The organism is Pseudoalteromonas sp. OANN1, assembly GCF_024124685.1.
Taxonomy (GTDB): Bacteria; Pseudomonadota; Gammaproteobacteria; order Enterobacterales; family Alteromonadaceae; genus Pseudoalteromonas; species Pseudoalteromonas piscicida.
Map to the genome: position 1 here is coordinate 30,221 of NZ_JAMXSE010000011.1, position 12,350 is coordinate 42,570.

A 12,350-nucleotide genomic window follows, 5' to 3' on the forward strand; every position below is an offset into this window, starting at 1 on the left:
TGTGCCTAAATTCTCCCCGAGATCATACCTGACCCATTTGTGACCAACAAGCATCTTCTCTAATTTTTAACCCACACATAATTTAACTTTATTTTAATAAATATTTCACATAAATTATTTTAAATAGCGCACTTTGCTTTAAGCAGAAAATTTCGCGTTCACATAAATTAAAATCAATAGAGGCAATTCATGAAAAAATATTTACTCCCTTTGGCGCTAGTAGTCGCTGCTGGTCAAAGCCACGCATTTAGTCAAGAAACACATAAGCGTATCGTAATCGACGCTGTGAACTACATGGCGCAAAACCCGACAACAACACAATATGCAAAGCTACAAGCCTACGCACAAGCTAACGGTATGTCTGTATCTGCGCTTGCCAACTTACTAGGTCAAGCGGCTTATGACGTCGATGATTTTGAAGATACGTTTTTTTGTGGTGCCATCACGGGTGATTGTGTACAGGCACCTCTTTGGGGTGCTGCTGAAAGCATCGTGAAATACACCAGCTACTGGCACTTCCAAAACCATACTCAAGGAGCTGATACTCACGGCAATGACTTCGGTGGTTATAATTATCAAAAGTTAACCGTGTGGGGCTCTGTTGATACGATGGCGGCGACTTGGCTAAAAGGTGACTATTTAGACGATGGTCATGGCGGCGAAACTGGATGGTTCAGTGCTGATGACACTGAATACGATAGTTATGGGATCACAGAAAAGCACTATCGTATTGATAGTCACTCAACATATAGCATGTATGATGATTTTGAAGAAATGCCTTTTCAACCGATTGACAACTTAGGTCAGTATTGGTACCAAAGTTATGTGCAAAGCGGGAACCCACAAGTACTCGGTTTTGTATTTCACACCACAGATTTACTTCAACCACACCATACTTGGACAACATCAGATCTGAATCATGCTGGCTGGGAGTCTTGGGTGAAAGACTATTATGATCAAGAATCATTAAATGACTTTACTTTGGTCAAGCAAGCAATGAATAGTTTTAGTGCAGTTGATACTAGCTCAACAGACATCCGCCCACTACTAACGCAGGGTGGCGCTTTCTCCTACTCACAAGGTGGTATCGTATTGAACTCTGAGGATCATTACGACCGCGTAAATACAGGAAAACAAGTGATCCCACATGCGATAGCTATGGTTGTCCACTTACTTAATCACGCGATGGACGTGAGATAATGCGATTTGTTTTACTTTTCTTGGTAAGCAGTTTTTGCTTACCAAGCTTTGCCTCACCAAGTATACCTAAAGCCCTGACGCCTTTAGTCCATCAACTCTACCTTGAACAAGGCCGAACGCTATCTAAAAAGCAAACTACGGCGCAGTTACTTGAAAATCAGTTCTTATTATTCCAAGCGAAGCAACTTAACCCAAGTATTTTGGATCGCCAATCTAACGTTGGTTTCAGCACCCAATATCACGTCGATAAGTTTCTCGCAAGCTCACTCTTACATTGGTTCCCGGCACTTTCTCAGCTTGAAAAAAAACACTACCCTTTGGTATTTGATAAGGATCAGATGCTGTCTTTACTAGGACAGTACCCCGCTGATGGGCGATACCCTGCTGAGCAATTACTCAAATGGCAACAGCTGCAACTAACAAAATCAGCGCCACTGACACTTGCCCAAGTATTACATAGCCAATCAATGCAAAACCGCTTTAAACTTCACCAAGGAGAACTCGCGTTACTGCAAGCTATTGTCAATCAACATCTCAATCAACAGGCGCTATTTACCGCCGCAAAACCTTATGTTGCTAAGCAAGGTCTGACAATAGAACAGTTACGACAAGTGGTAATCGCAGAACTATTGAGGCCGAGCATGTTGGCATTTCTTGGTGTTAAGGAAGAGATGCATGGTGCAACGAGCCAGTATGTTGATACCCTAAGAAGTGAAATTCCAGAAAGCGCTATCGCGAAGTATTATGAGCGTCATAAGAAGCGGTTTAAATACATCAAGCAAGTCAGTGCGAGCGCAGCGAAATTTCCCGAACAAAAAGCCGCACAGCAATTTAATGATTATGCAAATGCACACTCATGGCAACAAGCCGTCGCTAAATATACCCCGATATTAATATGGCAGGCCCAACTCACTCCGCTGACGCGCCAAAGCACGCCGAAATGGGAAACACAGCTGGCGTTTAGTAATCAACAAGGCAAGATAACACCTAGTATTCGCACGCCAAGTGGCGAATGGCTAGTATTGTATAGTCAGTCACCTGTATATGATTACTACGATGTGAAAAGTGAAACAGTACGCTACCAAGCACTGCGGGCACTGACCCAAGAGTTTGCTCAGCACAAATTCGAGCAAGATTATATGGCTTGGAAAGCAGCAAACAGCGGAGCAGTAATATGAAGTATTGGCAAGCATTGATTGTCATATTCCTTGGGGCAGTGATCGCTGTATTCACACTGCGTTTTGCCAGCATAGGTTGGCAAAACCCCACATATAATACCCCCTCGCAGACAAAGCCTGAGCAGGAGAAAAGAACTGAAACGTTACTCAATACTTATGCTCCTATCAAACCAAATGCAGAGACCTCTTTCAAAGGCGTTAAGCCAATCACGGAACCTGAATATCTGCCGCCAATAAACCAAGCTGAAAAGCAGATAGATGATTTTCAGGGCGATTTGTCGGATACCGAAGCTTACCAAGCATATTTGGATCAAAAAGACACCAAGCTAAAACAACAGTATATTGCGGCTGTTGATGGCAAAGTAGCGCAAATAGAAACGCTGCTAGCACGTGGGATTAAAGAGGGATTACCACAACAACAGTTACAAGAGGCAAGAGATAAAATTACAGCACTTAAAGACATGCAAAGTAAATTGCGTACTGAATTGAGCGAACGTGATAACAAATAAAGTTAGCCAGTGGCTCTACTTGTGTTTCCTACACGCTCAGTCAGAGAATAAAACTGTCAACGTACCTGAAGCTGAATGTTGCCGCTAGCCACATTAGGGTTTTTCATCACTGCATTGAGGACTACATCTTGTTGTCCTCCCTGATAATAACTAATAATTTCTTCAAGCACTTTTTTGGGAGTACTTGGATTCATGGCAAGTGCAAGGTGCGTAGCAAAGTCTCGTTTTAGACTCAAATAAGTTAGCGTGTTTGGTGCCGTCGCGGGGTTTTGTGCAACCGCAAGATCTATCACATCGCCACTTTCAGGCAGATAAGAAACCAACGCTTCAAGTTGCTGAGCTGAAGTGTGGCTGTCTTTGGCTTGATTTAACACCAAAACATGTTGATTCATGTGTAATAAGATATAAATCGCAATGCTGACAACACCTCCCCAAAGCACTAAGTGTGTATATTTGATGCTCAGAACTAAGCCATCAACATGCATATCATGACGGGCAGCATGCATTTTCAAAAAGAAATAGCTAAAAATGGCACTAAATAGAAAAACCAAAAAGCTATAAATTAGCATCGCGTTTACGCCGGTATCTTGCGAAAAGGGCGAAAATTGCACTTGGTGATGAAATTGGGCAGACATGTGAAACAACAAAGTATAAAATCCACCCGCGATGAGTAACGACAACCCACCTGATTTCAACAACAATATCAGCTTATCTTTTAGCTCCATTCTTCATCTCTACGCAATATTTTTCTTCTACCTTACAAGTAACTCGCTAAAAACACTACTTAGATAAAAACTAAATACAATGATCGAGCCGTTAAACAAAGATGCAATGAGAAAGTGCTGACTCGGATAACGATACCCCGTCACTTTAAATCCAAGCGCAACAACCCCGAGTACAGCAAAGAATGGGGTAAATGTAAAAATAGCTTCTCCCACCACTAATCCAACAATGACGTCATGCAATGCGCCGCTCACGATAAAAGTAAACCAATAGCCAAGTTTTTCCCCCACTTTCGCTGCACATGGACGAAATACGAAACGCGCCAAGTAATAACTCCAGATAGGATTCCAATAAACCCAGAAGCCATCGAAAGACTGAGCGCCGAAAGCGCGCCGTAACATGTTTCCTAATGACTGACTATGACCCAGTGGTACACCATTTCGTCTTTTTACGTATTGTCTTAGTCCTAGTTTCATTTTCTGGGGAATAACAAGTGAGGCATAACGTTACTAATAACAAATGCTTTGTATTTAGGCAAAAAAAAGCCGCCTGACGGCGGCGAGTTGGAAATCAATAAATTAGATTGATATTACTTGCTTTCAAGCAAGTTGCCCGAGCCAATTTCTATTTTTCTTGGCTTCAGTGCTTCTGGGATCTCGCGCTCAAGGTCAATAACCAGTAAGCCGTGTGCTAAGTCTGCGCCTAATACTTTGACATGATCACCAAGTTGGAACTTGCGCTCGAACCCGCGTTCGGCGATCCCTTGATGAATAAATTTACGCTCGTTGGCTTCTTCAGTCGCTTGCTTTTGTCCCTTTACGGTCAACGTATTGTTTTCTGATTCCAGTGTTAGCTCTTGCTCGGTAAACCCTGCAACAGCCATAGTAATTTGATACTTGTCTTTACCTAGCGCTTCAATGTTGTATGGTGGATAGCTAGGTTGTTTATCTGTTCTCGCAGCAGCATCCATCATAGAAGCTAAATGATCAAAACCGATAAATGAACGATATAATGGTGATAAATCTACTGTACGCATAATCTTGTATCCTCTTAAAGCTATACATAGGTGCTCACTCTTCAAAAAGAACCAATAAGCACTTTTAAAACAAATAGTTATTTAATTTATGAGGCCCTATCGGCGTCCTCATAAAGCTATTTATGGTCAGCAGATTTATTTTCAAGAAAATTCTTTTAAAAATTTTCAACTTTTTTAAAAAACCTATTTAAAACAGATAAGTATATTTTTTCTATCGCATGCAGGTCGCTGAGGGATAGATGTTCATTCACTTGATGAATTGAATCATTCTTTACCCCGCATTCGATCACTTGTGTTTTTCCGGTCGCAAAGAAGCGACCATCGGAGGTGCCGCCTGCCGTACTTAAACTCGGATATTGCCCCGTTGTTTCTTGGATTGCTTGTTCTACCAGCGTTAAGAAACAGTTTTCTTGCTTTGCGCCGGTATAAAACGACTCACAAGGCCGCTCCCAACTGATCGCTAACATGGCACCAGATTTAGCCAGCGACTCTTGGATATAGTGCACAACTTCTTGGCTCTTATAGGCATGGCTGTAACGAATATTAAAGGTGATTTCACACTCTGCTGGCACTAAATTATCCACGATATTTGGAACTGTGATCCCAGTAACTTGCAGCGTGGTTTGCGATCCCGCTTCGTCTTTCCACCAAGGTAAAAGCGCGAGTTGACTAACCAACTGGCCTGCGATGTGAGCTGCATTAATCGTTTGTTCTGGATAAGCCACATGCCCCGCTCTTCCTTTAACTTGAATACGCCCAGAAATCGCCCCACGACGACCATTTTTAACCGTATCTCCTACCACTTGGTGTGAAGTCGGTTCACCAACCAAACAAGCATCTAGCTCGATGCCATTTTCAGCTAATCGCTCTGCAATCAATTTAGAACCAAACTCCGCTTCACCTTCCTCGTCAGAAGTGAGCAACCAGTAAAAGCTTCCTCGTAATTTTTCACGATGCTGTAGTAATGTTTTGGTTGCAGCAAGCATTGCGGCAACGCCACCTTTCATATCCGCAGCACCACGTCCATACATCACGCCATCAATAACCTGCGCACTAAATGGTGGCACAATCCAGCCTTTATTATTTGCAGGCACGACATCCACATGACCAGAAAAAGCAAAAGTTGGTCCTTGAGAGAAGCGATAACTTGCAATTAAGTTTTTTACTCCCTGCACCTCAAACTGCTCAATAGTAAAGCCCAGCGCGGCGAGTTGCTCTGACATGAATGCGATAGTGCCTGCATCACAAGGCGTAACCGAAGGCGCTTGGATCAAACGCGTTAATATTTCTGTCGCGTATGAAGTACTGAGGTTTTGATACTGTGTTGCTAGTGACATAACTAAGAATGATTTGTAGGTGAAATCTAGCAATTATTTAAAGATGTAACTTTGACCACAGCATTGCAGTTTTAATGCAAATTAATGACATTGAGAAAACTTAATCTAAATCAAACTTTCAAAAATTTCTGAAATCTTACAATTTAAAAATTGATCTAGAACAGTTTTTCATTTTTTGAACCCTTTTAAGATGGCTTCATTGAAAACACACACTGTTTCACAGTTTAAAAATGTCCTCACATAGGGTTAGGAGAAGAAAATGAAAACTTTAAGCGCTGCACTTTTATCTACTCTGCTAGTTGCTGCTCCCTTCGCACACGCAAATTTCAGTGTTAATGTTGGTGCTATTAACGTAAACCCTGACAATTCGGCTTCTGCAATTGATCAAGATAACTCTCTTGGTCTAGTTGCTGACTCAAATACTCAGCTAGGTATCACGCTTGACTACCACTACAGCGATAACATCGTATTTGAACTGGTTGCGGCAACACCATTTTCTCACACAGTTGACGGTGCTGGTGGCTTAGCAGGGGCTGAAATCGCTGACATTAAACACCTGCCACCAACATTACTTGCACAGTATCACTTCTTTGATGCAAGCGCTAAGTTTCGTCCATTTATCGGTGCAGGTCTGAACTACACAGTATTCTTCGATGAAGAGCCAAGTGCAGCACTGAAAGCAACACTAAAAACTAACGACGTAGAAGTTGATTTGGATAGCTCTTTTGGTATTGCATTACAAATTGGTTTTAACTACGACTTAAATGAAAAGTGGGGTCTGCATGGCATGATCTCTAAAATGGACATTAATACCGATGCAACTGTTTACGCTAACGGCGTAAAGGCACTAACATCTGACGTAGAGCTAGACCCTGTTGTAGCAATGTTCGGTGTGAAATATAAGTTCTAATACCTAAACCGTATAGAACACAGAATTACTGTTACTTTCTCAATCCCCAAGGCCACTGATGTGGCCTTTATAGTTTATAGATTACTGTTTTTCTTTGCCTCTAACATGGCTTTCCAATGCATAATCTCAGGAGATAAAATAGGTACCTCACCGTCAAACCCAGCCACTTCTAGCATTTCTTCGACCGCAACTACACCGCCCTTACGTTTGAATACCCCACGCACATATGCAATCGCGTGCAGTCCACGCTTAGAATGAAAGCGCTGTTCAATGTAAAAGTATTTGTGATCCCATCCCACCACCTTAGTGGTAATGGTAAATTTTTGCAGCGGCTTGATATCGCGAATATAAGTAATCGCCGTTGCGTTCACAATTGGAAACCAGCGGCGTTTCATCACAGCTGCAAATAACCCAACTCGCTCTGTCATCCAAGTGCGTGCTAAGTCCATAAATGCGAGGTATCGTGAATTAGTCAAGTGCATATTGATATCGCAATCGCTTGGCAGGGCGCGGTACTCAATATCTATCGGAGACAAAATGGAATCTGCTATTTGTTTATTCTGTCTTATTCTCCAAAACAGCAGCAGTAAACGAAAATATAAATTCATAACAATGGTCTTACCAGTTTATAATTTTTCGATTCTAGCATAGCAATTCATATTCTAAAGTGATTATTTTGCTACGCTTGCGTCTATAACCGATACATTACTTTGACCCTTGGTTGCGGTAATGCTGTCGGTAAACTAGATTAATAACCTGAGCTTCAAAAAATGAACGCCTTTCTAGCATGACCAGAAAGGCCCATAAAATGAGCTTAAAAACAATGAGTTCGGTTGTTACATACGCGAGCCTCAAATTAAGTAAAATAGCTGAAGTGAAGTCAATGAAAAAATTATCCCTTGTTACCTGTTCCACCTTATTTGCCTTTTCCGGTATGTGTTACGCAGACTTTGACTATAAAGGAGAAGGCGCGCTAACCTACCCAACCGGTGTAGAGAAAGCGTTTGAGTTTGGTTTTGCTTGGAACAAACAGACTGAACAGTTTCGCATCGGTGCAAATCATTATGACATGTCTGAACTACCAGAGTCTTACTCAGTTGCCATTACACTGAGTAAAGACGATACCCGCGTGTGGATCCAAGAATTCAATCAAGGTTTTATTTCTGAATTTAAGTGGCAAATTGCAGATCATCACATCTCTCTTGTGAAAAAAGAATTTAGCGACTCTGTAAAGGGTAATTACGTCTTAACGGTAAATGGGATAGATTACTTCTTTGCGCGAGATAACGTGAGTATCACAGTCTCTTTTGAAGAAGATGGCATCAAGAATATTAAGGTAGATGGCGTGACAAAAGACATGGGAACTAAATCATAAAGGCCACATTACGTGGCCTTTAGATCATACTTTGACTGTTTTTCTATTTATCCCATACTCACGCAGCTTGTTGGCTACGGCTGTGTGGCTTAATCCCAAACGTTTAGCCAATTGCCTTGAACTCGGATAAGCGGGGTAAAGCTTGCGCAACAAGGTTGCTTCAAATCGCTTCACCGCTTGGTCCAACGTCCCTTCAAAATCAGACTCCAAATAACCTAAGTCATGGGTAAAGGTCGGTAAGTTTAGATGCTCAGTACGAAGCTCTTTATCATCAAGCAACGAAACCGCACGATAAATGGCGTTTTCTAGCTGCCTCACATTACCAGGCCAAGGATAACTCTCTAAAAACTCAATACATTCTCTAGCAAGTGTTGGCGCTGGATGACCATTTTGTTGGGCATATTTTTGTACAAAATGTTCAGCCAAAGGCCCGATATCTGCTTTTCTATCTCTCAGTGGAGAAATTTCAAGCGTTAGTACGTTAATGCGATAGTAAAGGTCTTCTCTAAATACGCCCTCTTGAACCATGGCAGGCAAGTCTTTTTGCGTTGCAGCTATGATGCGAACATTAACCTTAACTTCATTCTCGTCACCGACTTTTCGGAACGTGCCGTCTTGTAAGAAACGCAGTAACTTAGTTTGTAACTGGGTTGACATTTCACCCACTTCGTCAAGGAATACCGTGCCACCATCAGCCTGTTCTAATACACCACGTTTTGGCGCTGCATTTTCTTCATAGCCTGCATAACCAAAAAGCTCAGACTCGGCAACGTCATCTGGCAGCGAAGCACAAGAAAGCGCAATAAACGGCTTTAACGAACGGTTAGACGCATAATGACATGCTCTAGCCAATAGCTCCTTACCCGTACCAGTTTCACCTGTGATCAGAATTGGCGCTTCTAGCTGTGCCATTTTTCTGGCTTCACGCACGACTCTACGCATGGCTGTGCTGTGGTTATGAATCGTCGCAAAACTTTCTTGGCCATAACGACGAAACGCACTGACTTGTTGTCCTAATCGCGACTGCGATTTAATGTTAATCACCGCACCGGCTAATACATCGCCTTCGATCCCTTGGGGCACCGAAATTGGCAAAATATCAGCAATAAAATCTTCCCCACCCACTTCTACACGGGTTGTCTGGCCTAACACCTCTTTACCTTCTAACCAACGGGTAAAGTTAAACCCTTTCAAAAGGTTGTTAATGTTGGCACCGATCACTTCCTTTTCAACCATGTTAAGGTCGCGACAAGCTGCGTCATTGCAATGACGTACCCAGCCTTTAGCGTCGATAGAAATTACACCATCAGGTAATGCACTGAGCAAGGTATTCAGCTCATTATGCTCACGTTCTGACGGTAAAAACGCTGTGGTACGAACATCTTCAACACCATCGATTAAGCGGATCTCAGGCATAATCTTCTGAAACTGTTCAAATTCGATGGGTGGAAAGCTCACGTACATTCGACAATTTACTGAATCGACTTCTATACCTTTCAAATCGACACGGTAACTCACCAAGATATTGAGAATTTCTTGGGCAATACCAATACGGTCAGCGCAATGTATCTCTAGACGCATTTGTTCCTCAAAGCGGGTTTTCACAATTGACGAGATCATACTCTAAGAATAGCTGGCCGACTAGAAAAACGTAAAGAATATTGAACAGAATTTTAGCTATCCTCGCAAATTCTTGTCCTATACTAATGAAGAACTGAAAAAAGTTGTTTTTTAAGACGTTTTTAAGCATTTGTTAAGTTTTTGATTTAGAAACTTACATTCCATTTCTAAGGATTGCAACGCATAAAGAGTTACAGATATAATACTAAAGAATTGGATAATGTATCTTTTTTGAAAGCAGGCTAGCCACAATGAAAAAAATCTTAAATGTAGTATTACTATTTGCGCTCACGGCCTGCTCAGTAGAGGACCCAAATGAAACAGGTCCTTCACAAATCGATAAGGATGAAGATAAAAGCCAACAAGATAGGGATAACGAGACGCCCAATTTAAGCGTGTTGCTGCAAAACACAAAAGCGATGCCCATCGCCAATGCCAACCTCACGATAAATGGTCTGTCATTTACCTCAAATAGCGATGGTGTATTTGACCTGTCGGCTCTAGCATACGGCGCTTATGTTGCAGAAATATCTCACCCCGATTATTTACCCTTGGCTTTTACCTTAGCGAATCAAAGTAACAATGAACAGCAGCTCACGCTTGAACTAAAAGCTAAGTCTAGCACGCTAAAAACCGTACTTTTCGCGGGTGATACCATGTTTGGGCGTCGTTATTTCAACCCTGATCTCATTACCATGGGGAATTCATTGCCCAGCACCCCTGACGGACTTATCCAGCCCCAAAGCGCAGGACCTGATGCCCAAGCGCTGGTGCAGTTTATGCATCCTTTATTTAAACATGTCGATTTTGCTTCGGTTAATTTGGAGTCTCCAATCCTAAAAAACCCAACCACGGTCCATCCAAGTAAAGAGTTTGCATTTTTTAGTCTGCCAGAGTCATTAATTGCCCTCAATGATTTGGGTATTGACTATGTCGCACTTGGCAATAACCACGTTTATGACTATCGAGCATCTGGACTGAACGATACCTTGAAGTACGTCGAGCAAGCCGGACTAAAACACAGTGGCGCAGGCACAAGCGCGGCAGAGGCATTTAAGCCCTATAGTCTAAGCCTTGGTGAAGCAACCATAGACTTTGTTTCCGCGACTTCTATTACAGGCGATCAACATACCGTCACTTATGTGGCATCAGACGCTAAAGGGGGAGCTGCCGATCTAACAGATACCAATGGTATGAAAGAAACAGTGGTGCAAGCCAGTAACAACGGCCGCTTTGTTGTGGCTCAGCTTCACGGCGGTGATGAGTATTCATACGCACCAACGGCGTATATTTCAAACCGATTTGATTTACTTTCCAAAAATGGCGCTAACTTGATGATTGCCCATCATCCTCACGTTGCGCAAGGGTTTGGCTTATACAATGGCGTACCAAGCATACTTGGGCTAGGCAACTTTGTGTTTGAGCAAAATCGTCTTGAAACCTTTTTAGGACTGATAGCTGTGGTAGAGTTAGAAACTGCAGGCACACCTAAAATCAGTGCACTAAAAGCCTATCCCGTTTATCTAGAAGACTATGTTCCTAAGTTTGTAAGTGGCGACCTTGCCAATGCCCTACTAAAACGTATCGCTGAATTTTCTTCACCCGAAGTCGGTATCTCATTGCGCTCGGGATTTGCAGAAGTCACCTTCGATAAACCGGTTCAAGCAAAAGCAACCGAGCAACAAGTTATTACCTTAGAAGCCGGTGAGCATATTGTCGATTTACGCCAATATTCAAGCAGTGCTGAGTTCCTTAGTAAACTCACAGCTAGTGATGCTCAAGCAGAGATTGTGCTTGGACGGGACTTATTGTTCTTTGGGGATTTTGAAGACTGGGACAGCGATAACGAAAAAGGGGAAGTCTCTCGTTGGTTAATTGAGGCCGACGATATCGCGCCGTGTTTAGTCGGCAAATATCGTGGCGTACAAGGGCTTTGTTTACAACGAACGCAATTTAACGAAACACCAACGCGTGTGCCGTTCAAACACACAATTCGTACCATGCCTATTACACCAGCGCCGAGCACAGCACAGGCTTACCATGAGCTCTCGCTCTTTGGTTATGCCAAAGGAGAGAACGCTGGTGAGTTTAAGGCTGATATTCGTATCTTAACATCAGAAGATAGCCTTATCTTTTCTGAGTCAACGCCCCAATTAAAGCCAGCGGGGAGCTATGAGTGGCAAACGTTTAGACAAGACATTACCTTACCTGACGATTCCGTTGTGCTTGGTGATGAAGGGCTGCCTGCTCGTGGAGTCCAGTTTGGCCTCTCCATGGCGCCACCAAGTAGTGGTGAAAGTGCCTTATTTTTAGATGATATTGCGATGATCTCGTGGCAGCGCCCTGTGCAACTTCAAAACGGTCAGTGGCAAAGCGCACAAATCCATGGCCAAGAATTTATTAAAGTAAAAGTAGCGAAGACGACTGAGCTGACTCTCACTTTTAGCCAACAATAAGAGAGT

12 protein-coding genes are annotated in these 12,350 nt (G+C 42.6%); 6 read left to right on the forward strand and 6 right to left on the reverse strand.

Annotated elements, in window-relative coordinates:
- Nucleotides 1-189: 189 nt before the first annotated feature.
- From NH462_RS11055 to NH462_RS11065, 3 genes are read left to right on the forward strand one after another with little or no spacing between them, the layout of a single operon-like run.
- Entirely contained in the window at nucleotides 190-1,200 is a 1,011-nt protein-coding gene (locus NH462_RS11055; protein WP_017217794.1) for a phospholipase, read from the forward strand.
- Entirely contained in the window at nucleotides 1,200-2,378 is a 1,179-nt protein-coding gene (locus NH462_RS11060; protein ID WP_253105709.1) for a peptidylprolyl isomerase, read from the forward strand. Before NH462_RS11055 ends, NH462_RS11060 begins: the two co-directional genes overlap by 1 nt.
- The gene (locus NH462_RS11065; RefSeq protein WP_253105710.1) at nucleotides 2,375-2,887 is read left to right on the forward strand and encodes a hypothetical protein; all 513 of its coding nucleotides are present in this window, start codon (nucleotides 2,375-2,377) and stop codon (nucleotides 2,885-2,887) included. The genes NH462_RS11060 and NH462_RS11065 overlap by 4 nt, the downstream gene beginning before the upstream one ends.
- Nucleotides 2,888-2,943: 56 nt before the next feature.
- Here the strand turns inward: NH462_RS11065 and NH462_RS11070 are convergent, their stop codons facing one another.
- The 4 genes from NH462_RS11070 to dapE form a co-directional block, all read right to left on the reverse strand.
- Nucleotides 2,944-3,612 carry a hypothetical protein gene (locus NH462_RS11070; RefSeq protein ID WP_253105711.1) on the reverse strand — a complete coding sequence of 223 codons (669 nt, stop codon included), beginning with the start codon at nucleotides 3,610-3,612 and terminating at the stop codon, nucleotides 2,944-2,946.
- Nucleotides 3,613-3,639: 27 nt separating this feature from the next.
- Nucleotides 3,640-4,086, reverse strand: coding sequence for an acyltransferase (locus NH462_RS11075; RefSeq protein ID WP_253105712.1), 447 nt, complete (start codon nucleotides 4,084-4,086; stop codon nucleotides 3,640-3,642).
- 113 nt (nucleotides 4,087-4,199) lie between these two features.
- The gene (locus NH462_RS11080) at nucleotides 4,200-4,646 is read right to left on the reverse strand and encodes an Hsp20 family protein (protein ID WP_010607857.1); all 447 of its coding nucleotides are present in this window, start codon (nucleotides 4,644-4,646) and stop codon (nucleotides 4,200-4,202) included.
- 155 nt (nucleotides 4,647-4,801) lie between these two features.
- On the reverse strand, nucleotides 4,802-5,983 hold the full coding sequence (dapE, locus tag NH462_RS11085; protein ID WP_222242726.1) for a succinyl-diaminopimelate desuccinylase: 1,182 nt from the start codon (nucleotides 5,981-5,983) through the stop codon (nucleotides 4,802-4,804).
- A 259-nt stretch (nucleotides 5,984-6,242) separates the two neighbouring features.
- On the opposite strand from dapE, the gene NH462_RS11090 reads away from it, so the two are divergent.
- Nucleotides 6,243-6,893 (forward strand): OmpW family outer membrane protein, encoded by a 651-nt coding sequence (locus NH462_RS11090; protein ID WP_010370776.1) that lies wholly within the window; start codon nucleotides 6,243-6,245, stop codon nucleotides 6,891-6,893.
- Between the two features lie 74 nt (nucleotides 6,894-6,967).
- Here NH462_RS11090 and NH462_RS11095 read toward each other — a convergent pair whose 3' ends face one another.
- On the reverse strand, nucleotides 6,968-7,501 hold the full coding sequence (locus NH462_RS11095; protein WP_253105713.1) for an acyl-CoA thioesterase: 534 nt from the start codon (nucleotides 7,499-7,501) through the stop codon (nucleotides 6,968-6,970).
- A gap of 200 nt (nucleotides 7,502-7,701) precedes the next feature.
- Here NH462_RS11095 and NH462_RS11100 point away from each other — a divergent pair, with 200 nt between their 5' ends.
- The gene (locus NH462_RS11100) at nucleotides 7,702-8,268 is read left to right on the forward strand and encodes a hypothetical protein (RefSeq protein ID WP_253105714.1); all 567 of its coding nucleotides are present in this window, start codon (nucleotides 7,702-7,704) and stop codon (nucleotides 8,266-8,268) included.
- 24 nt (nucleotides 8,269-8,292) lie between these two features.
- Here NH462_RS11100 and tyrR read toward each other — a convergent pair whose 3' ends face one another.
- A complete protein-coding gene (gene tyrR / locus NH462_RS11105; RefSeq protein ID WP_010370766.1) occupies nucleotides 8,293-9,849 on the reverse strand; it encodes a transcriptional regulator TyrR in 1,557 nt (518 codons plus the stop codon).
- A 290-nt stretch (nucleotides 9,850-10,139) separates the two neighbouring features.
- Between tyrR and NH462_RS11110 the strand changes: the two genes are divergently transcribed.
- Nucleotides 10,140-12,344: a CapA family protein gene (locus tag NH462_RS11110; RefSeq protein WP_253105715.1), complete on the forward strand. Its 2,205-nt coding sequence runs from the start codon at nucleotides 10,140-10,142 to the stop codon at nucleotides 12,342-12,344.
- Nucleotides 12,345-12,350: the final 6 nt, after the last annotated feature.